Source organism: Halobacillus sp. B29 (assembly GCF_052246755.1).
In the GTDB taxonomy this organism is placed as follows: Bacteria; Bacillota; Bacilli; order Bacillales; family Halobacillaceae; genus Halobacillus; species Halobacillus halophilus.
The window spans coordinates 107715-129595 of sequence record NZ_JBQQCM010000014.1 but is presented as its reverse complement, the minus strand read 5'-3'; the positions used below and the strand labels follow the sequence as shown (position 1 = coordinate 129595).

Annotated in this window: 25 protein-coding genes; all 25 read right to left on the bottom strand. The window is 39.8% G+C overall.

Annotated features, from left to right (window positions below):
• Positions 1-401 precede the first annotated feature (401 nt).
• The 25 genes from ACTWP7_RS17150 to ACTWP7_RS17030 all read right to left on the bottom strand — a co-directional run bounded on the left by ACTWP7_RS17150 (position 402) and on the right by ACTWP7_RS17030 (position 21815).
• Entirely contained in the window at positions 402-1178 is a 777-nt protein-coding gene (locus ACTWP7_RS17150) for a CheR family methyltransferase (RefSeq protein WP_443124251.1), read from the bottom strand.
• Positions 1179-1315: 137 nt separating this feature from the next.
• Positions 1316-1762, bottom strand: coding sequence for a nucleoside-diphosphate kinase (gene ndk / locus ACTWP7_RS17145; RefSeq protein ID WP_443124250.1), 447 nt, complete (start codon positions 1760-1762; stop codon positions 1316-1318).
• Between the two features lie 92 nt (positions 1763-1854).
• On the bottom strand, positions 1855-2826 hold the full coding sequence (gene hepT / locus ACTWP7_RS17140; RefSeq protein ID WP_443124249.1) for a heptaprenyl diphosphate synthase component II: 972 nt from the start codon (positions 2824-2826) through the stop codon (positions 1855-1857).
• 16 nt (positions 2827-2842) lie between these two features.
• Positions 2843-3550, bottom strand: a complete 708-nt coding sequence (locus ACTWP7_RS17135) for a demethylmenaquinone methyltransferase (protein WP_443124248.1) — start codon at positions 3548-3550, stop codon at positions 2843-2845.
• 2 nt (positions 3551-3552) lie between these two features.
• Positions 3553-4278: a heptaprenyl diphosphate synthase component 1 gene (locus ACTWP7_RS17130; protein WP_443124247.1), complete on the bottom strand. Its 726-nt coding sequence runs from the start codon at positions 4276-4278 to the stop codon at positions 3553-3555.
• Positions 4279-4450: 172 nt separating this feature from the next.
• Entirely contained in the window at positions 4451-4678 is a 228-nt protein-coding gene (gene mtrB, locus ACTWP7_RS17125) for a trp RNA-binding attenuation protein MtrB (RefSeq protein WP_014643522.1), read from the bottom strand.
• A gap of 144 nt (positions 4679-4822) precedes the next feature.
• Complete coding sequence (locus ACTWP7_RS17120; RefSeq protein WP_014643523.1) at positions 4823-5095, bottom strand: HU family DNA-binding protein; 273 nt, start codon at positions 5093-5095, stop codon at positions 4823-4825.
• A 359-nt stretch (positions 5096-5454) separates the two neighbouring features.
• The gene (gene spoIVA / locus ACTWP7_RS17115) at positions 5455-6933 is read right to left on the bottom strand and encodes a stage IV sporulation protein A (protein WP_443124246.1); all 1479 of its coding nucleotides are present in this window, start codon (positions 6931-6933) and stop codon (positions 5455-5457) included.
• 245 nt (positions 6934-7178) lie between these two features.
• Positions 7179-7907: a hypothetical protein gene (locus tag ACTWP7_RS17110; RefSeq protein WP_443124245.1), complete on the bottom strand. Its 729-nt coding sequence runs from the start codon at positions 7905-7907 to the stop codon at positions 7179-7181.
• Between the two features lie 18 nt (positions 7908-7925).
• On the bottom strand, positions 7926-8123 hold the full coding sequence (locus ACTWP7_RS17105; protein WP_443124244.1) for a DUF2768 domain-containing protein: 198 nt from the start codon (positions 8121-8123) through the stop codon (positions 7926-7928).
• 272 nt (positions 8124-8395) lie between these two features.
• The gene (locus tag ACTWP7_RS17100) at positions 8396-8656 is read right to left on the bottom strand and encodes a stage VI sporulation protein F (RefSeq protein ID WP_443124243.1); all 261 of its coding nucleotides are present in this window, start codon (positions 8654-8656) and stop codon (positions 8396-8398) included.
• A 61-nt stretch (positions 8657-8717) separates the two neighbouring features.
• Complete coding sequence (locus tag ACTWP7_RS17095; RefSeq protein WP_443124242.1) at positions 8718-9758, bottom strand: NAD(P)H-dependent glycerol-3-phosphate dehydrogenase; 1041 nt, start codon at positions 9756-9758, stop codon at positions 8718-8720.
• 27 nt (positions 9759-9785) lie between these two features.
• A complete protein-coding gene (gene der / locus ACTWP7_RS17090) occupies positions 9786-11096 on the bottom strand; it encodes a ribosome biogenesis GTPase Der (protein WP_443124241.1) in 1311 nt (436 codons plus the stop codon).
• Between the two features lie 248 nt (positions 11097-11344).
• Positions 11345-11530, bottom strand: coding sequence for a capping complex subunit for YIEGIA (locus ACTWP7_RS17085; protein WP_014643531.1), 186 nt, complete (start codon positions 11528-11530; stop codon positions 11345-11347).
• A 3-nt stretch (positions 11531-11533) separates the two neighbouring features.
• A complete protein-coding gene (locus ACTWP7_RS17080; RefSeq protein WP_014643532.1) occupies positions 11534-12415 on the bottom strand; it encodes a YIEGIA family protein in 882 nt (293 codons plus the stop codon).
• Positions 12412-13008 carry a YphA family membrane protein gene (locus ACTWP7_RS17075; RefSeq protein WP_443124240.1) on the bottom strand — a complete coding sequence of 199 codons (597 nt, stop codon included), beginning with the start codon at positions 13006-13008 and terminating at the stop codon, positions 12412-12414. Before ACTWP7_RS17075 ends, ACTWP7_RS17080 begins: the two co-directional genes overlap by 4 nt.
• 89 nt (positions 13009-13097) lie before the next feature.
• On the bottom strand, positions 13098-14126 hold the full coding sequence (gene fni, locus ACTWP7_RS17070; protein ID WP_443124239.1) for a type 2 isopentenyl-diphosphate Delta-isomerase: 1029 nt from the start codon (positions 14124-14126) through the stop codon (positions 13098-13100).
• 17 nt (positions 14127-14143) lie between these two features.
• Positions 14144-15286 carry a 30S ribosomal protein S1 gene (gene rpsA, locus ACTWP7_RS17065; RefSeq protein WP_443124238.1) on the bottom strand — a complete coding sequence of 381 codons (1143 nt, stop codon included), beginning with the start codon at positions 15284-15286 and terminating at the stop codon, positions 14144-14146.
• Between the two features lie 101 nt (positions 15287-15387).
• Complete coding sequence (locus tag ACTWP7_RS17060; RefSeq protein WP_443124237.1) at positions 15388-15969, bottom strand: lysophospholipid acyltransferase family protein; 582 nt, start codon at positions 15967-15969, stop codon at positions 15388-15390.
• A 2-nt stretch (positions 15970-15971) separates the two neighbouring features.
• Positions 15972-16652 carry a (d)CMP kinase gene (cmk, locus tag ACTWP7_RS17055; protein ID WP_443124236.1) on the bottom strand — a complete coding sequence of 227 codons (681 nt, stop codon included), beginning with the start codon at positions 16650-16652 and terminating at the stop codon, positions 15972-15974.
• A 160-nt stretch (positions 16653-16812) separates the two neighbouring features.
• Positions 16813-17475, bottom strand: a complete 663-nt coding sequence (locus ACTWP7_RS17050; RefSeq protein ID WP_443124235.1) for a flagellar brake protein — start codon at positions 17473-17475, stop codon at positions 16813-16815.
• 122 nt (positions 17476-17597) lie between these two features.
• The gene (gene ypeB, locus ACTWP7_RS17045; protein WP_443124234.1) at positions 17598-18929 is read right to left on the bottom strand and encodes a germination protein YpeB; all 1332 of its coding nucleotides are present in this window, start codon (positions 18927-18929) and stop codon (positions 17598-17600) included.
• A gap of 11 nt (positions 18930-18940) precedes the next feature.
• Positions 18941-19783 (bottom strand): spore cortex-lytic enzyme, encoded by an 843-nt coding sequence (gene sleB, locus ACTWP7_RS17040; RefSeq protein ID WP_443124233.1) that lies wholly within the window; start codon positions 19781-19783, stop codon positions 18941-18943.
• 117 nt (positions 19784-19900) lie between these two features.
• Positions 19901-20560 (bottom strand): glutamic-type intramembrane protease PrsW, encoded by a 660-nt coding sequence (gene prsW, locus ACTWP7_RS17035; RefSeq protein WP_014643541.1) that lies wholly within the window; start codon positions 20558-20560, stop codon positions 19901-19903.
• Between the two features lie 295 nt (positions 20561-20855).
• Positions 20856-21815 carry an asparaginase gene (locus ACTWP7_RS17030; protein WP_443124232.1) on the bottom strand — a complete coding sequence of 320 codons (960 nt, stop codon included), beginning with the start codon at positions 21813-21815 and terminating at the stop codon, positions 20856-20858.
• Between the last annotated feature and the right edge of the window lie 66 nt (positions 21816-21881).

The following is a 21881-nucleotide window of genomic DNA, read 5'->3' as shown; positions in this document are numbered from 1 at the left end:
TACGTGCTTCTCCGAGGAGAGCGACAATCCATGGTACACTTGCTTCCGAAGATCCGTCTCTGTTACGAGTTCTAAGACATCACGCCTTCTCGACCTTTGGTAGAAGTCGCTGACTGTACTCTTCTAACACCCGTTTGGAAGCCATTTTCATATGTCATGGTGCGAAAAAATTAGCATGAACGTCTCTGTTAAACTTCCGTATTGATTTTATGGTTAAACGCCCATTACTTGAAGACTCGAATTGAAGATAGTTGGGCCCGTTACTAAAATGGGGACTAAATTTGGCGAGGAAATAACTCGCTCTCCTGTAGCCCCTTTCTCCACCAAATATCACAAATCGAGTCTTCTACTATAATGCCCTATTGCGTAATAAGTCTCCTATGAAAAATTTACATTAAACTTTAACAGATCCTTTTATAAAAAAATGGGTCAAAGACTTCTAATTGATATCTTCGTGGAGAAAATATCTGCTCGGTGCTACCCACAAAAAATATTCCTCCACCTTCAAGGGAACGACTGAAATTCTCATAAATATAATGCTTAGCTGCCTCAATAAAATAGATTAACACATTCCTGCAAACAATAAGATCACAGGAGGGTATGAAAGGATCGGCCACCAAATTGTGTTTTTTAAAGGTCACACAGTTTCTTATATCATCTTTGACTTTATATGAGACCCCTGTCTTTACAAAGTATTTTCTTTTTATTTCTTCAGGTACTTCATTCAGCGATCTTTCAGGATAAACCCCTTGTCTAGCTTTTTCCAGAGCCTGGCCGTCCAGATCTGTAGCAATAATCTCGATGTTTTGCAAAGGGAGGAAGTGATTAATAATCATAGCCAGAGTATAAGGCTCTTCTCCAGTAGAACATCCTGCACTCCAAACTTTTAAGTGATTTTTATTTTGCAGGAGATAAGGAAGAACTTTCTTTTCTAAAATTTCAAAACGCTTTCGATTACGGTAAAATTGTGAAACGTTTATAGTCATCCTGTCTAATAGCTCTTCCAATAAGTGAGGTTGGGAATGAAAGGAAGAATAGTAATTTAAAAACGTCGAATATCCACGTTTATCCCGCAGCGATGTCAATCTTCGTTTCATTTGGGCTTCTTTGTAAAGGGAAAGATCAATACCTGTTTCTGTATGTAAAAGTTGGATGAATTCTCCGTAATCCTCATTCATAACCTGGGCTCCTTATCCTAACTGATCTATTCTCTATTAGAGTAGCTGAACCATTCTGGTATGTAAACGATAATCGACCATAATTTATCACACTAAAAAACCGCCTGCAGCCAGGCGGTTTTTTAAAGGATTTATGCTCAGTAAATCCAGTTTAAGTTATCTTTTTGATAATTTAAAATTTCATCAGAGTTGAAGAACAGCTCGAGTTCTCTTTTAGCACTATCAGCTGAATCGGATCCGTGAATGACGTTTTTGCCTACTGTTACCCCGAAGTCACCGCGTATCGTTCCTGGTGCTGCATCGGAAGGTTTGGTAGCTCCCATCATCTGACGAGCCCCGGCGATTACATTCTCCCCTTCCCATACCATAGCAAATACAGGGCCGGAAGTAATAAATTCTACCAGTTCATTAAAGAAAGGTTTGTCTTTATGTTCGCCATAATGTTCCTCGGCCAAAGAATTTGAAATAACCATGAGTTTAGCACCTGCTAATTTATACCCTTTCTTTTCAAATCTGGAAGTAATCTCACCAATTAAATTACGTTGAACTCCATCAGGCTTAACCATTAAAAAAGTCTTTTCCATGTCATCCACCTCAGTTTATGTATAGTGTGTGAAAGCGCTTTTAATAAGTGCCAAAGCAAATTCTATCAAAGTTTGGAAGGGATGGCAATACATTATGCCCTTCTTTTTCCAATGTATTTAGCAATCCCTTTTAAAGTCTGTTTAGCACGATTTGGAGGAAGCTTATCCAAGGATTCGTAAGCTTTTTTTAAATACCGGTCACTTAACTGCAGAGCCCGGGGGATAGAATCATTAGATTTAATTCGCTCGAGCAACGGTTTAATATCTTCTGGAGTTAATGGATCTTTTCTGTTAAACAACTCTTCCAGACGCTTCTTATAATCGCTTTCTTCCATTGAATATAGAACAGGCAATGTAATATTCCCTTGAAGGAGATCACTCCCGGCTGGTTTGCCAAGTTCTTCTTCAGAAGATGTAAAATCAAGAACATCATCGATGATCTGATAAGACATCCCTACATAATACCCGTATTGATATAAGGCTTTTTCTTCACGGGGGGTAACGTCGGCTGCAATAGCCCCTAAACGGCAGCTAGCCGCAATCAGCAGAGCCGTTTTTCTTTTAATTCTACGAAGATATGTACGCAAATTCTGATCCACATTGTATTTATCCCTGATTTGCTCAATTTCACCCAAACAAAGTTCAACCATGGTGTTGGCTAAAATCTGATGCGCCCGGGGATTTTCGAGAGCAGATAGGTTTTCAAGAGAGCGCGCAAAAATATAATCGCCTGTGTACATAGCGATTCGGTTATCCCAGCGTGACTTTATAGTGGGCTCTCCTCTTCGGAGCTCTGATTCGTCAATTACATCGTCATGAACGAGAGAAGCAGTATGTATAAGTTCTAAAGAAACAGCTACAGCCTTCATTCGTTCAATATCATAATCGCCGAATTTCCCGGCTAACAGAACAAATACTGGTCTAATTCGCTTTCCACCAGCCTGCAGCAGTTGGCTCGAAGCTTCGCGTAGCACCGGGTTATCTGACTGTATGGTCTCATTTACAGCAGTTTCTATAGAAGACAGATCGTTTTTCAGAAATGAGTAAATCATGGCTAATTTCATTGTGCTTCATCCTTAATTATTGCTTTTCACCCATATGCATGGCCGCAACGCCACCCGTATAGGATTTGACTATTACGTTCTTAAAACCGATATCCTCAAACAGCTCTTTTAATTCGTTTTTCCCCGGGAAATCTTTAGCCGATTCATGGAGCCAGCTGTATTCCTGATAGCTTTTAGCGAAAAACTTTCCAAATAAAGGCATTATATTTCTAAAATAGAAATAATATAAAGATTTAAAAACAGGGTTTTCCGGCTGGGAGGTTTCCAGGCAGACAACCTTTCCACCAGGCTTTACCACCCGTAGCATTTCTGATAGAACCTGCCTATAATCCGGAACGTTTCTTAAACCGAATCCAATCGTTACGTAATCAAATTGATCATCTTCAAAAGGCAATTCCATAGCGTTGCCATGCTCAAATTCCACTTGTTTCATTTTCAAAGCCATTTTCTTTTTAATGGCCACGGAAAGCATATTTACACTAAAGTCCAGCCCTACTACTTTTCCGGTTGGACCGACCTCTTTCGCTAAAGTCATTGTCCAATCTCCCGTTCCGCAACACAGATCAAGTGTCCGGTCTCCTTTGCTTACATTCATTCGTTTCATCACATCTCTTCGCCATAAACGATGCTGTTGAAAAGAAATAATGGAATTCATCTGATCGTATCGATTATATATTTGTTCAAATACATGATGAACACGTTCTTCTTTAGTTTGTGAGCCCATATTTAACCTTCTTCCGCAATCTGTCTCTGATTGAATTGATGATGAATAGCAGAGTGAACATGGCTTTTGAGCCAGTTAAAATGAATCGGCAGCTGAGATACCGTTGCTTCGAGTCGATGCACGTGACTCTGGAGCATTTGCTCAATATTAACGATTACTTGTCCACTATTCCCCAGAATACCCGGCCGATTAATTAATACATCGATGAGTGGAGAAAATTTACCTTCCTGATAACTTTTCTTCTCTTCAAGAAGTTTCTTTGCTAGAAGCCATTCTCCTGCCATATCATTGATTGTTGTCCTTTGAACATAAGAAGCCACTCTTTGAATGAGTAACGATTCTATTTTCTTCAGACCGTTGAGAAATTCTTGAAATGACTCTACGTCTTTATAGTATAGCTCCATCTTCAATTCGTTTATTTCTTTAATAGCACCTGCAAGCGTTTGAATCATGGGTATATCCTCAAGTTGAGACAATAAATAATAATAGAGTCCACTGTAATAGTCCCCTGCTAAAACAGTTAACTGTCGGTTCCTGATGGTTTCCTGGTCATCTTCATCTTCTGTAAGTGTTACAAGATCATGAGTGTCCAAAGCTATTTGAACCAGCATAGTGGTGATAATATACTGTTCCTTCTTTACCGAAGAAAGACTGGTATGATCCATGATCGAAGATAAAATTACCAGTTTATCCTCATCCACAGCAGGTTCCGGTATGAAACGCGCCAAAAAAGGATGGCGAACTTTCGATTCAATTTTTTGTTTAAGTTGTTTGATGTAATGATCTGAGGAATTCAACTTGATCACCTGGTCCCTTCGTGAACACTAATAAACCATACCTATTATAGCACAATTCACCTTCAAACGCTTTTTATGTAGCTTCTCCATACGCAATAAGAGCCTATTCCTCCCCTTCATTTGTCATCTCACCATGGCTTGTCTGGATAACCGCTTTGCCACGAACTTTAACGGCAGAAGTATGTTCAGTAAATTGGGCAATCATTACTTCACCCTGATCAAGTTTTTCAGAATGGTGGAATCTTGTATCTGTACCTCGCGTTAATCCTATAACATTTACACCGTCTTCTAAAGCTTTAATAACAAAAAAATCATTATTAGAAGTTGTCATTTGCAACAATCTCCTTTCTTTAATTACTACTATCTCTTACAAGTATTTTGATGTCAAAACATTCAATTCCTTTTAAACAGTACGTCTATTAATAAGAAAAAAAGGGTGCACAATGCACCCTTTTCCAAAGCCCTATGTAGCTTTTTATTTTACCGCGTCTTTAAGGGCTTTTCCTGGTTTGAAAGCAGGAACTTTGCTAGCAGAAATTTCGATTTCTTCACCAGTTTGTGGATTACGACCTTTACGTGCCGCACGCTCACGAACCTCAAAGTTACCGAATCCAATAAGCTGAACTTTCTCACCATCTTTAAGTGAATCCATGATAGATTCGAATACAGAGTCGACAGCTTGTGTAGCATCTTTCTTAGAAAGATCTGTTTTTTCAGATACAGCGTTGATTAGATCTGTTTTGTTCATGACATTCACCTCCTCTCAAGAGGGTTAATCTCATTCAAGTGGAAAGAACCACTATAAATGTTGATGTAGCAGTCATCAAATGATGACAAGCCTTATACTAAACGAGTTTCCAACGAAATTCAATAGAGAATCCTTTAACAATCGCGTTACAAAGCGATTTACAGGAGTGAATTCCGCTTCAGTTCAAGAGTAGCTTACCATAAACCTTAAGCAGGTGCAAGAAGCCTCAAACACTGATATGAAGGGGTTTTCCTCTATTTTAAACACTCCATACGAGTTATTACGACGCAGGAGCAGGAAATCCCTTTTTTATATAAAAAAATTTGAACAAAAAAATTAAAACGGCCCACTGGGAGCCGTTATAGGATGATGGCTATCATGCCGCCGGAGCCTTCATTAATAATTCTCCCCAGCGTTTCTTGCAATTTATATCTTGCATTTTCTGGCATTAAAGCAAGTTTAGCCTGAATGCCTTCACGAACAATTGAACTTAACGAACGTCCGAATATATCTGAGTTCCAAATAGACAACGGGTCTTCTTCAAAATCCTGCATCAAATACCTTACAAGTTCCTCGCTTTGTTTCTCTGTACCTATAATTGGCGAGAACTCAGACTGTACATCGACTTTTACCATATGAATGGAAGGTGCAACTGCTTTTAACCGAACGCCGAATCTTGAACCCTGGCGTATTATTTCAGGCTCTTCTAGAGACATATCCTCTAAAGATGGAGCTGCTATGCCATAGCCGGTTTGTTTCACCATTTGCAGAGCATCTGCTACTTGGTCATACTCTCTTTTGGCGATGGCGAAATCCTGCATAATTTCCAAAAGATGATCTTTGCCCCGTATTTCCTCGCCCACAATCTCTTTCAGCACGTGGTCATAAAGATGTTCAGGAGCCTGCAGATCAATTTCTGCCACCCCTTCTCCAAGGTCCATACCAGAAATATGAGCTCCGGTAATATATTCATAGTGATCAAAGTTTCCTATGACAGTATCTACGTCACGAAGCCGTTTGATGTCCTTCACTGTGTCTTCAATTGCATTTTGCAAATTGTTTCTTAACCAGTGCCTAGAATCAAGCACCATTACCCAGCTTGGCAGGTTTACATTGACCTCAAGGACAGGAAACTCAAACAACGCCTCTCTAAGAACACTTTGTACATCTTGCTCTCTCATACTTTCGACTGACAGGGCCAGAACCGGGATATCATATTTCTCTGAAAGTTCACTTCTCAACCGCTCTGTACTATCAGCATGAGGTTGAGCTGAATTAACAATCATAATAAAAGGTTTACCGACTTCTCTCAGCTCATCGACTACTTTTTCTTCAGCTTCTACGTAATCGTCTCGTGCAATCTCTCCAATCGTTCCATCAGTCGTTACTACAATTCCAATGGTTGAATGCTCCTGGATAACTTTTTGAGTACCGATTTCCGCTGCTTCTTGAAAAGGAATGGCTTCTTCATACCATGGTGTATGAATCATACGCGGACCATGTTCGTCCTCATAACCAACAGCGCCTTTTACAGCATATCCGACGCAGTCCACCATACGGACACGTATGTCCAGATGGTCATCAATATTAATTGTAGCTGCATGGTTAGGAACAAATTTCGGTTCTGTAGTCATGATAGTTTTTCCAGCTGCACTCTGAGGAAGCTCATCTAACGCACGTTCCCTTTCAGACTCCTCTTGCATGTTCGGCAAGACTACTAATTCCATAAACTTTTTTATAAATGTAGATTTACCAGTCCGTACAGCCCCCACTACTCCCAGATAAATATCACCATTTGTCCGTTTGGAAATATCATTAAAGATATCTACCTTTTCCAAAGGATCCCCTCCCAAATAAAATTTCACCATCATACAAGCCTAGACAATCTAATTCTATGACATCATCTAAGTGAAATATTCCAGAAATTAATAACTTCATAATATAATTAAATGAACCGTCTTCCTGTGAAACGTTCCGAACTAGCTCTTTAAAGCTTATGAGGAAGGGGGAAAGATCATTCTTCATCCTTTTAAACACGTTCAGCACAAAAAAAGAACCGCTCCCTTAACAGGGAACGGCTCTTTCAAGATGACTGATATTCGCTCATAAAGATGGGTTCACCCTCCTGTATCGTGTAGGGTTCAGAATAACCTGGTACAAACGGGGCATGATCCGTAAGTAAATAGCGGATATCTTCACCAGATTCATAGGAATGATCCTTATTGCTAAGATATTCATATAAGTCTTTTCGATAATCTATAAACAATTTTCCTTCTGAATTTAAATAAACGGGCAGCATTTGCTGAGAATAAGGGCTATCAATCATAGGAGGTTCGTCTAGACCTATTTTTTCGTAATCAAGGGCGTAGACACCTTTAGCAATTTGATCTCCAAATGGTGGATAACGATTATTATCCCTGAAGAATTTTACTTTTACCTGTAACGAGCGAAGGGTTTCGGTCGTTCTTAAATCGAGAACTTTTACTGTAGGGTTTTCCTCTGGATGAATGATAACATACTGATAATATCCTCCGTTCTCAAAGGCCGTACCAGGAGGTTCACCAATTAGGTTTTGCTGCTTCAACTTTTCAAAATCAAGCTGATATTTCTGAAAAATGGGTGTATCCTGAGGTTTAGTCTTAATGGGTAACAGACCGTTTGTATTTTCCTGATAGGTCTCCACGGCATTTTGGATAGACTCTAACTGAACCTGATTGGGTACCTGATTTTTCTGAAGCTCGTTACTTGGATAAAGACAGCCCGTCAAAATTACAAGAAGGAATGGCACAGTCCATAGTTTTAGCATTTTCATGTTGAGCCCTCCATTTCCTCAAGCTGTCGGTCCACTAAATACGATGTAAAATATAATGAGACTTCCCAGAATCATAAACACATAGGCTAAAAAAGCCACAATTCCAGAGAGCACACCTTTTAATTTATGCCTGCTTAATAAAATCAATCCAATCGCCAGAAACAAGAATATAATTCCAGCAAAGGAGATGTACATATTGAGCATTGACTCAGACATTATTGTCCCCCTTTGTACACAAATTGCTTTTGATATTATACCACACGCTTGGCATTAAGCGGAAACACCTACCTGTTTCAAGCCAAATTAACTATACTAACCCAGAACTTATGTAAGGTTCATTACATTTCCATTTTTTAAAGAAAAATAACCGGAGCAGCTATGCTCCGGCTTGACTAAATAATTCCCTATCCAGCTCATGTGTAATAATTGCTGCGTGTTATCATATGCATTTTTTCGAAGGGTCGCCTCCTCAGACGCCCACTCGTTAACTATCCTTTTAAAAACTTACCTAAAGTATTCATATCCAAAGGCATATTCTGTTTCGTAATAGCTTCAACAATCTTATCTTCTTTTTGCTTAGAAACCGGTTTGTTTGCTATTTTTGCCAATTGACGTACTAAACGCCGCACCGTTTTCTCATCTTTAAAATTAGCATTTTGAACAGAATTTGCCACGTTAAAAACATCTTCTGCGTCGATATTAGCTTTCTTTTTCAAATGATCAAAGATATTCTTTTGAAAATCACTCATAAACAATTGACCTCCTCGTGCGTTAGGTTCTGGATAGTATATGCACGAGGTTCTATATGTGTCAGTCATTCATTTGTTCATCAAGAATATTTGTGAGGTCCTCCATTTCATGACGGCGGATCCTGGTCATTAACTGGTCCACCACATCTCTCGCATGGGCTTTTTCGAATAAAATTCGGTAAATACCAGATGTTATAGGCATTTCTACATCCTGCGTCCGAGAGAGCTGGTAAGCCGCTTTCGTTGTTCGGACCCCTTCTACCACCATTCCCATCTCATCAAGGACATCATCCAAATCATTTCCCTGTCCTAATTTATATCCGGCACGCCAATTACGACTGTGGGAGCTGGTACAAGTAACAATTAAATCCCCCACGCCCGTAAGGCCGGAAAAAGTGAGGGGATTAGCTCCCATAGATGTTCCTAAACGTGCTATTTCAGCCAGCCCTCTTGTAATTAAAGCAGCTTTGGCATTATCACCATAACCTAAGCCGTCTGATATTCCAGCCCCCAAAGCTATAATGTTTTTCAGCGCGCCGCCTAGCTCCACACCGATGAGGTCAGGAGATGTATAAACACGGAACTGGCGATTCATGAAAAGGTCCTGCACTTTTTCTGCCACCTCTAGATCCTTAGAGGAGATCGTAACCGTTGTCGGCTGCCGTAAGCTTACTTCTTCAGCGTGACTAGGTCCTGATAATACAACAATATCCTCATATAATTCTTCAGGGATCTCTTCATGGATGACTTCTGAAACTCGTTTAAAAGTCTCAGGTTCAATCCCTTTCGATGCATGGGTAATGGTTACTTTATGGTCGATGAGCTCTCTAAGGTTCTGACATACCTCACGCATAGCTTTCGTTGGTACAACAAGCAGGATGTGGTCGGCTCCACTAACTACCCGATCCAACTGACTATCAGCGACTATCCGTTCAGGTATGGTAACACCCTTTAAATACTTCTCATTTGCACGTGTTTCGTTTATCTCATCTGCATGCTCTTTACGGTGAGCCCATAAGGCTACTTCATGACCATTATCTGCAAGGACAATGGCAAGAGCTGTTCCCCAGCTGCCTGCCCCTAAAACGGCTACTTTTCCCATGATACCTGCTCCCTTCTTGAAATTCCCTTAACTCCGCTTTCTGGCGAAGATTTTAATAGGCGTACCCTCAAAACCGAAAGCTTCACGAATTCGATTTTCGAGGAAACGCTCATAAGTGAAGTGCATCAGTTCCGGTTCGTTTACAAAAACTACGAAGCTTGGAGGTTTAACAGACACCTGCGTGGCATAAAAGATTTTTAACTTTTGTCCTTTTATGGAAGGTGATGGATTCATAGCCAAAGCATCCATAATCACTTCATTTAATATGTTTGTTTGAACACGTTTGGCATGATTCTCACTTGCCTCCAGTATTCTTGGAAGTAAGGTGTGAACACGCTTTTTAGTTTTTGCTGATAAAAATACAATAGGAGCATAATCCAAAAAGCGAAAGTTGGAACGAACCTTGTCTTCGAATTCTTTCATCGTTTTCTCTTCCACTTCCACTGTATCCCATTTATTTACTACAATAATAACAGCTTTTCCGGCTTCGTGAGCATAGCCGGCTATCTTTTTATCCTGTTCCTGAATACCAGTATCTGCATCAATCAAGGATAAAACCACATCGGAACGCTCTATAGCTTTCATCGCTCTCATTATACTGTATTTTTCAGTAGCCTCGTAGATTTTTCCGCGCTTTCTCATACCTGCTGTATCAATTATAACGTAATCTCGATCATCTTTTGAAAAAGGGGTGTCTATTGCATCTCTAGTTGTTCCTGCTATATCGCTTACAATGACTCGTTCTTGTCCTAAAAGAGTATTTACTAATGAAGATTTCCCTACATTAGGACGACCAATAACACTAAAACGAATAATATCGTCGTCGATCTCTTCTAGCATTTTTTCGGGGAAGTATTTTACCACTTCATCCAGCATGTCCCCAAGGCCTAAACCGTGTGTACCGGATATAGGGTGAGGTTCTCCAAAACCAAGAGAATAAAATTCATAGATGTTTTCTCTCATTTCTGGATTATCAACTTTATTTACGGCAAGCACGACAGGTTTGTTTGATTTGTACAGGATCTTCGCAACTTCTTCATCAGCACCTGTAATTCCATCGCGGCCGTTAACCATGAAAACAATGACATCCGCTTCATCAATAGCTACCTGAGCTTGCTCTCTCATTTGAACAAGTAAAGGCTCATCACCAAGTTCAATGCCACCCGTGTCAATCACATTAAACCGTTCGTTCAGCCATTCTCCCTCTGCATAAATACGGTCTCTCGTCACTCCAGGTGTATCTTCTACAATCGAAATTCTTTCCCCGACAAGCCTGTTAAATATAGTTGATTTCCCTACATTTGGCCGTCCAACAATAGCCATGACAGATTTTCTCATGAAAGGATCTTCCTTTCTTCTTTTCTATTTTTAATTATTCCACGTTTTCTTCATCCTTAAAATACCAAGGTACAACAAGAAACAGAATTCTACCTAAGTTTTCTATTCTTCTGTACCACGTAACATAAAAATACTGCTCTTCCGCGGATAGCCGATGCGCAGCTTTCCTTCCGCAGAACAGCAGAAATCCTTTAACTCTAATATTTTAGCAGACATTAATAAAATAAACAATTACTGATCCGCTTTCATCAGTGCTTTACTATGATATATAATCGATCACTCAAAGCGTGAGCGATTCCATCAAGGATAGCTTCAAGATTAGCAGCTACAGCTTCCATTTCTTCTTTGGTTTCACAATGGAAAACGGCCGTGCTCCCTGTTACTTTTTCGGATTGGGTGGTGATCGCTGCTAGAATTGCTTTTTCCATCTTCATATTTTAGCCCTCCCGGTTTCTTTTCCTTGACGGCATTTGTATGGCATTTTCCAGTACTGGCACAGAGGAAATAATTTCTTTGGCTCTTACAGGATCTTTCTCCTGAGGTAATATAAAAACACCAATTCTCCCATCGTTAAGATCTCGTTTAATTAATGGAACGAGTGCAGGGGTCCCAGAATCTCTAAAAACTCCGAGGGTGACGGAGACATCATGTAATATGGCTTGACGCTGCCCAAGATTAGCTATGGTGGAGCGAACACTGAATGACTTAGGGGTCAATATGAAGCCCATCCCATACTTTAATATTTCGTCCTGACGTTCAGGAAGCCCTATGTTCATGATATAAATGTTATCTACATACAAACCTGCTCCTTTAAAGCTAAGTTCTGAGAGTTCCACCGTTACGATATCAGAAAGCTTGGAACCACTCATTAACAGGGAAGAAATAATAAAGCACACTACAGCAGCACCAAGAGCTGCCCATCCATTTACGGCTAGATAGCACAGCGTGACAACGAAGGAAGTAAATATAACGAGGTAATTTCGACTTTCAAAAGCGACAGCGATCCCTTCAATATAAGTGTTTCCCCGGGGTACAAGTTCAAAAGAATCCATTTCTGTTAACGTATTTCTTTCCATGTTGCGGACTTCCCTGAATTGGGAGGCAGCTAACGTTAAAAAGGTAACAGCTGTAAATTCCTTCTCCATTATAGAGGGAATGGCTATAGTCCCGAGTGAAGCCGCTATAAAACCCAGCGATAAATGAATAATTTTCCCGTGTAAATAGGTAGGATACTGACGATAGTCAGTTCGAAGCATAAAGATTCTTAAAGCCGTACCCACCGAAATACCTGCAATAATTGGATAGGTGTATTCATTCACACATACGCACCTCCTTTTTTAATTGTTTTAATCTTCTTCTGTTGCAAAGAATCCTTTAATCGATGAATCCCATACATGATAAATAAAACGACCATACCTTTTAACACAAAAATTATCGTTTGTTGATTGAAAAAAGGTTCTTCCAAAATGTAAATTGAAAGTACCAAATAAGACCATAATGTACCAAATGCATTAATTAGCAGCCAAGCCCCCATTAAACTAGGGAGATCCTGAAACATTTTATTTAGAACAAATAAGAAAAATATTACTCCCAGATAAACACCCGGGAGTCTGGACCAAACTGGCTGCACCAGTAGAAAAAGCTGTACGGCTGTATAACCAATACTTAACACAATTGGCCAGAAATGCTGGATCATATGTTTACGAGTGATCTTCCAGAAATAAGTGCCAAAAATGCCTAATAGCAAAACAAAGTAAAGCTGAAAGTTTATGAACTGATTATCACCGACGGTATATGTACACATAATGATCCAGATAAAAAGTAACAACCGACTCCGCAAATTTGAAGATGGAATGAAAAAAAAGATGATAAGCGCAAGGACCCAAGCATACCAGTAGTAAATAGCCGCCAAACCTTTCCACCCCTTCCTTCTTTTTATTATGGATCACTATGTCCTTCTTTAAACATCTATCTGCCCATACAAAAAGCCCATGATTATAATCATGGGCCAAGTCTTTGGTCTGACCATTCTTTAGTCCGGCCAAATAGTATATAGGGGGTATGTGACAATTCTTGAATATTGGATGCATTCAACAGCATCATCGCAATTTTAATCTCTTCATGGATATGACGAATTTCATTGACCAGAGCCTCTTCACCTTCTTCAACTAGAACACGAAGCAGCCCTCCAGCCATTCCAAATGCCTTTCCTCCTAAAATGAGTCCTTTCACTCCATCCAGACCATGGCGAACACCCCCGGAGGCAACAATATGAAGATCCGGGGACACAGAAGAAGATTCCAAAATGGAAATAGGGGTAGGGATTCCCCAGTTATTAAATGATGATAAGGGGGTGTCTCTTCTCATATTCTCGACTTTAGAGAAGTTTGTTCCCCCCTGCCCTCCTACATCAATGTAACGAACCCCCATAGAATATAAGGTTTCCACTGTCTCTTTCGACATTCCATACCCTACTTCTTTTACGATCACAGGAATAGACATCTTTGATACAATCTGTTCTATTCGACGAAGACGATGGGAAAAGTCTCTGTCTCCTTCAGGCATTATTAATTCCTGAAGTGTATTAATATGAATTTGCAGTCCATCCGCTTTAAGCATGTCGACAGCTTCTTCTGCCTGAGGGACGGTAGCTTCACTCCCCACATTTGCAAAAATGACTCCCTCAGGATTTACTTCCCGAACAACTTCATAGGTTGATCTCTCCTCGGGATTTTTAATGGCTGACATTTGGGAACCTACAGCCATCCCAATACCGGTTTTACTTGCGGCTAAAGCGAGGTTCCGATTAATCTCTTTCGTTTCTTCTCCACCACCACCGGTCATTGCATTAACAAAAAGAGGGGAACTCAAATGAAGTTCCCCTACTTGTGCTTCTATACTCAATTGATTAAAGTCCAGACGGGCCAGACTTTGATGAACGATTTCCACATCGTCAAAATGATTGTGATAAGCTCGTTCGTGACCTAATGCATGGCGGATATGATCAATTTTCCTCTCAGACCTTGTCATATCCAACACCCACTCAATTATTTTTTGTATTTATCCAGTTTATCGCCGATCATATCACTCAGGGAGAAACCGGAATTGTCTTCTTCCTTCTCATACTGCTGGTACTCTTCTCTAGTTTGTTCAGCTTCAAGTTCTTTCATACTTAAGGAAAGACGTTTAGCTTCTCCATCTACGTCTAACACTTTAACTTGTACCTGCTGTCCTTCTTCCAGGACTTCACCAGGAGTACCAATGTGGCGATTGGAGATTTGAGAAATGTGAACAAGTCCTTCAACACCTGGGAACACTTCTACAAATGCTCCAAAGCTTACTAAACGGCGAACCGTTCCTTCTAACACTTCTCCCTGTTTCACTTTATCCTGAATATCATGCCACGGACCAGGCTGAGTGGCTTTCAAGGAAAGAGATATTCTCTCATTATCACGATCAACAGATAGTACTTTAACTTTAACCGTCTGCCCCTCTTCAACTACATCAGATGCTTTTTCTACATGCTGATGAGATAGTTGGGAGATATGTACTAATCCGTCAATACCTCCAAGGTTTACAAACGCACCGAAGTCTGTCAATCTTTGAACAGTGCCTTCAATTACCTGACCATCTTCAAGTGAGTGCAGTACCTCCTGCTTTTTCGCTGACTCTTCCTCTTCCACTACTGCCCTGTGAGAAAGAATGACACGATTTTGTTCTCGATCCAGTTCAACCACTTTCAGAGAAAGGTTTCTGCCTTTATAGTTTTCAAAATCTTCAACGTAGTAAGTTTCTACTAGAGAAGCAGGGATAAATCCTCGAAGACCGATGTCTACAACAAGACCGCCTTTTACAACGTCTTTAACTTCAGCTTCAAAAATTTCTCCACTCTCATACTTGTCTTCCAAGTCCTGCCATGCTTTATCTGCATCAACAGCCCTTTTAGATAGGACGATTTCATCATCTTCTACCTTTTTAACTTGCAGGGTCAACTCGTCCCCTTCACTGACTGCATCTGAAGCTTTTTCAACATGAAGGCTGGATAATTCACTAATAGGTACAATACCCTCAACTTTATATCCAACATCTACGAGGACTTGTTTTTCTTCAATTTTAACAACTTTACCAGTAACAATGTCCCCGGCAGAGAATTCTTGCATTCCAGATACTTCTTGATTCATTTCATCCATACCAAGCTACCTCCTTCAATTTCCGACACAACCTTAAAACAGAAATGCCCTTTTTTCTAACTTCTAATATTTAGAGCTTTTTGTCAAGTGATTACGCTCCATCAGCTGTGAATTTTATGCAGTTTTCTGATTTCTTCCATAATTCGATCTGTTACGACTTGTGCAGAAGCTTTTTCCTCACGGTATCCACTCATATCAATGGGTTCACCATAAACGACTTTCAACCGTTGAAACTTCTTATAAGGTCCTATTATAGCGCAGGGAACAATATAGGCTTCAGAACGTAGAGCAAAGAAACCTGCACCAGCCAAACCCTTTCCAATTTCGCCATTTTTTTGTCTTCTTCCTTCCGGGAAAAGACCGAGTACATGATTATTATTAAGAATTTCCAGACCTTGACGGAGCGCATTACGATCACGCATGCCTCTTTTTATTGGAAAAGCATGGACTCCTTTAAGAATTCCCCCAATCAGCCTGTTTTTAAACAATTCTTCTTTGGCAAGGAAGTAAATGTCCCTGCTGTTTGTAATACCTACTACAGGTGGATCTGCATTAGATATATGATTGGAACAAACAATAACCGGACCTTCTTTGGGAATATTGTGTTGACCAATAACTTTAATCCGGTATAAAGGGTAAAAGATGACAGCACAAATCCATTTACCCAGCTTATATAAGCTCATTATTAATCCCCCCTCTCCTTCTTTTCATTTACTACTTTAATTATCTCCGCTACTACTTCTTCTATTGTTAAAGAGGTAGTGTCTACAATAACGGCATCGTCAGCTTTTACAAGCGGAGCGACTTCACGGTTTGAATCGATTTCATCACGCTTGCGGATTTCTTCCTTAAGGTCGTCCAGGTTTGAGTAATACCCCTTGGACTGGTTTTCTTTATGACGTCTTTCTGCTCTTTCTTCCACAGAGGCAATCATAAATATCTTCACATCAGCATTAGGCAGTACATGAGTCCCTATATCTCTACCATCCATCACGACCCCTTGTTGATTAACAAGTTCCTGCTGGCGGCTTACCATTTCTTCCCGGACTTCTTTATGCTTGGATGCAAAAGATACCTGGTTCGTAACATCGCTTGTTCTTATATCGTCCGAAACATCCTCACCATCAAGAAGGACTCTCTGTCCATTCTCGCTCTGCACTAATTTTAAATCCGTTTTCCTTAATAATTGTGCCAGAGCATATTCATCTTCAAGTGAGACACCATTATTTAAGGCTTTCCAAGTTAATGCACGATACATTGCCCCCGTATCTACATATATTAAAGATAATTTTTCAGCTACTCTTTTTGCTACAGTACTTTTTCCGGCAGCAGCTGGGCCGTCGATTGCAATTGTCATAGTATCCATAAGTTCAGCTTCCTCCAATTTTACCTTATACAAATAAAAGCGCACTTAAATAATGAAAGCGCGCCTAAGAGCCTTCAGACGGCTAAACCCGCCATGAAAGACTCTTAATTACTCTGTACAGAATAACATAACTAATTGGAAAAAATCCATTATTATGTAGCTACTTTAGTGCCTTTCTGCGCATGTTCATCTGTTGCTCAAAACAATACCGAATGATCAGCTGACGCTGTTTTTCTACAATATTTTCAAATTGAATGGATACTTGATTTCTCTTTCCGTTGTCTTGTTGAATTGTTCTTACTACGATTCCCTCGGATTCCACGTACCGGTTCTCGCCGGAATTCATAGGGAGAACTAACGTTAAGTTTACGCGCTGGCACCTATACATCTGTACATGATAAGGTTCTAAAATTGCTGCTCCGCCTCCACTAATATCCTGAGTCACTGCCGTAAAAGATTGGTTTTCAAATTGAACCGCAACATCTATTGAAGCGTCTACACGCACATATTTTCTCCGCTGTATTCGAATAAGATCTTTTCGAGGAGGAAATGTCATTACGAGCACCGGAATGATTAATTTCTTTCGTGCTACTACCTCCGTGTTAAAACAATATACGGATTGATCTTCAGTAATAAAGCTCGCCTGGATTTCAGTGCCTTCCATAATAAAAGCCGCTTTACCTGTCTTTACGTTAATAGGATAATCAATATAGATATACCCTTTCGTGTGATCAACAAGTTTACATATATATTTCTCTGGTTCTTCCTTATCCTTTGAGTGAATTTCTAACGTGATTGGCATACCAATTTTTAAAATCTTCATAATTTCCTCCAATTATATATGACTTTTGTATTGATTATATTATCTCACTTTTGTATAAATACGGAAAGTGAATAGGTCTTGTGAACCAAAAAAACCGCCATAATTATGGCGGTTTTTCTAAACTAATTAAATTTGATTTCGGCTTTTTTTAATGTTTCCACTTTTTCTTCCTGACCATTCTGAGCATTTATAAATATTCTATACGTAGTATTCTCTTTAGTAGTTAAAAATTCGTAACACAATACGAGCTCTTTTAAATCATTTTCGATGACAGCCAGTCGATTTTCCTGTATTTTTAATCCCGGGTTTACTTTGGATCGTGCTTCTTCCTCTGTCATTTCAGGTTTTTCGATTTCCCGGTCCTTGTGATCATCGTAGTAATCTCTTGCGGATAAACCAAGTACTTCACCATTATCCAACCCAACTTTTACAACTACGGATTCCGGATAATAACGAATGTCATCCTTAGTATAAACATAACGAAAGATCCCTATGTTATTGTACTGGTTCGTTTCAGCCAGCTCTAAACCTTCTGCCTCAAGTCCTTCTACATATTTCTCAGCTTTCTTGGAGGCTTCGTGAAGACTAATTTCCGCCTCTCCCATTTTGCGGCTGATCATAATGGTTAAAGGGTGCCCTCCCTTTACTGTTAAATCCATATAACCATTACGCTTTCCATTATCAAACGAAGCCGTGTAAGTCGGGACATCAGCTCCCTTACCTGATTTAGTCAGAGTAAGTTTATTAACATCAACTTTTTCAAGCCATTGACTGGCAATTTGTTTGGCTTTTGCTTCTGAAACAGGATCCCCCTGGAGATTTTTATAACTTTTCTCTGGACTGGCATTCGTTACCCCTGTTTGAGCGGTCGTTTGTGTATAACCGTCAACCGTTTTTTCTACAGTCTTAAACCCATTCACAATAGTGTTATCTCCGGCTTCATTGTTTGTAGAAAGTGCCAGTTGTACATCCATCCAGCGCAAATTATCTTTTAAAACAACATTTTGTACTTTGCGTAACTCGGTTTCAATCTCACCTGAATGCTTATGAAGCTCTTCCAGTTTTTTTATTTCTTTTTCACTTAAAGGCTTCTTCTCTAAGTCGCGAATAGCGGTTTTATAAGCGAAATCCCCTATTTCATAAAGAAATTCTTCCGTCTTATTAAACGGGAGCAGAGTAAGCGGAAGCTGACCCACATCTGAATTTGCTTCCGAGGTGATTCTCCAAATTTCAGCCAACTGTGGCGAAAGCTGTTTTCTCGTGTTCATAGCCAGTGTAGCACCTATTTTGTCGTGGAGAAGATCTACGTTATAAGTGAGTTCGTGAAATGCTCGTTGGTAACTGTTCTCCGCCTGAATAAGTACTGCATTTTTATCCTGATTTTCCTTGTAACCCCAGACGGTTGTCCCTACAGCTACTATACTTAATACGACAATTGTAATCCAGCGAACCATTCTTCCACCTCCTATTTACAGAATATATGCTTACCAATCTTCTTAATTTGCGGCCTTGACCATATCCAATCTGATGTTGCCGTGTTCGGATTAAAATAATATATTGCCTGCCCAGAAGGATCCCATCCGTTGATCGCGTCCATAACCGCTTCTTTTGCCGTTTCATTAGGTTGAAGCCATATTTGTCCATCACTTACCGCAGTAAAGGCTCGTGGTTCAAAAATAACTCCTGAGACGGTATTCGGAAACGTTGCGCTCGACACCCGGTTAAGAATTACAGATGCTACTGCCACCTGACCGACGTAAGGCTCACCTCGTGCTTCTCCATACACAGCATTAGCCATCAATTGGATATCATTCTGAGAATACCCGCTTGGAACATTAACAGCTGTTGGCTCCTGTTTCTGAGGAGGTTCCTGTTTCTGAGGAGGTTCCTGGTTTCCTTTTGGTTTCTGTTGTTTTACCTGCTGAGTTTTAGGAGTACCTCCGTAATACGTGAAATCATTCCCTCTTCGCACTTGCTCCTGAACAAATCCCTTATCATATTTACTAGCTTTGGTCAGTTTATTTTTCACTTCTTCCCCTACTAAACCATCAATTTCAAGACCAAATTCATATTGGAAATTCCGAACGGCCCAATAGGTGCCCCATCCAAAAACCCCATCGATATTACCGTTATAAAACCCCAGATATTGTAATCTGGCTTGTAGTTCAATCACATCATCTCCGGTGGCCCCATGCTGTATAACTTGATTTGAAAAAGCTTCTACAGAGTTGACAGATGTCCATTCTGAAACAGGAAAGATGAGCAAAGCGGCTCCCAATCCAATGATTATCATTTTCTTCCATATCATCTGAGTTACACCCCTGACCAGTAGTATTATTTATAAGATTAGTGTCCATCCATTTATAAACTTTATACATGTTTATCCATTAAAAAAACCGCCGTTGCAACGGCGGTTTACTTTATATCATGTTTTTTGAAGGTCTTCATGATGTTCATTGGCCAATCTTATCTTTCTGAATCCTATCACCCATAAAACAATCATAAATGGTGTAATCCAGTACAGCCATGTCTGGTTCAATACCGTAATAATATAATCATACAAGGTATGAAAACCCACTGGAATTAGTAAGGCTAAACTTAAGCATAAATTTTGGTTTTTGCTGGCGAATTTTGCTTTACCCATGTAAAAGCCCATAAGAATTCCAAACAAAGCATGAGAAGATACTGGAAAAACTGCTCTTAACAGGGCAATCTCAATGCCATTTGAAAAGATATAAATAATATTTTCTATTGTTGCGAAGCCTAAACTAATTGCCACACCATAGATAATTCCGTCATAGTGATGGTCAAAATCTGAGTGCCGATAGGCAACAAATAAGAGAAAAAACCATTTAAAAAATTCTTCCATTAACCCCGCTAAGAAAAATGACCTCAATAGCGGAGTCTGAAATACCCCTTCAGTTTCAAAAGCATATTGAATAAACATCAAGGGAAATACCATGATGATGCCAATTATAAACATGCGGATGATCAGTGGGAGCGGTTCTAGCTCGATTCTTTTACTTAAGTATATGAATGTCATAATTGCTATAGCAGGAGATATGGCTGCAGTCAGCAAGGCCATAGAAATCAGCCCTCTCTCATTCTTTCGCCTTATTTCAATGGTATCATGAAGAATGTGGAAAAGGAATAAGGGATACGTCCGAATGGATAAATATCAAAAAAGCACCAGCTTGGCTGGTACTTTTATATCAGGACTGATTATAATTTCACACATGATTTGTGTGGAAAAAAATATCATCGAGAAAAATGAATAGAGAAAACTCTGATTCGCCTAAGCTGGAACGGGAAGTGCAGAGCACAGAGATCTTTCACCTGGAAGAGCCTTAGAAGAAGAAGGCATATGCTCGAGCGAAAATTTAATAAGTAATATCGCCCTCGAAATTGGAAGCTAGAATAACCGCTAATTTTATCCGGGCTTTCTTACTATCGTCATCATCTCCCAGAATGACACCATGCTTATAGAGATCGTAGGCACTACCTAAATAATCATAAGTCGTATAAACGGAACCTTCTTCTGAGGTTGTAGTAATGACAATTCTCACTCCTGCTTCAATTGATTTAACAATTTCAGCCATCATTCCGGGCGCTACTTGACCTCTCCCTACACCTTCTAATATTATGCCTTTCGCCTGACTCTCACGTGCAGCTTTAATAAAAGCTCCGTCCGCACCTGAATAAGTTTTAACGATGTCCACCCTTGGAATATCGGTAATAAGATCATACGTTTCTCTATTTATCGGTTTTTGATAGATATGAACTTCGTCGTTATCAATAATGCCTAAATAACCAAACCCAAAAGCATTAAACCCCTGGATATTCGAAGCATGTTCTTTCTTTACATATTTAGCTGGAAATATACGTTCATTAAAGACCACTACAGCCCCTGCTCCATGCAAATCCTGACTACACGCTGAATAAATGGCATGTCTCATGTTAATATAAGCATCGCTGCCCATCTCGCCTGGCGACCTCTGGGATCCAGTTATAACAACTGGTCGCTGATCATTAATGGTTAAGTCAAGAAAGTATGCACTTTCCTCCAAAGAGTCGGTGCCATGAGTCACTACAACGCCTGAAACCATATCATCTTCAAAATAAGCTTCAATTTTCTCTTTAAGCCATATAAGATCTTCAAAGCCTACGTGCATACTTGGTTTTTGAAATACAGAATCGATTACTACATCAATATCCGTTGGGAGCTTCAGCATTTCAGCCAGCTCCTCACCAGTTAAAGCACCAGAAGATAATTTACCAGACTGCTTATTAGGTACACTAGCTATGGTACCCCCCGTGGTAAGTAAAACTACTTTACTCAAAATAAAGCCCCCTCTAAACAATGCGGAATGATAATTTATACAAAAAATCTCCCAAACCTTCTTTGA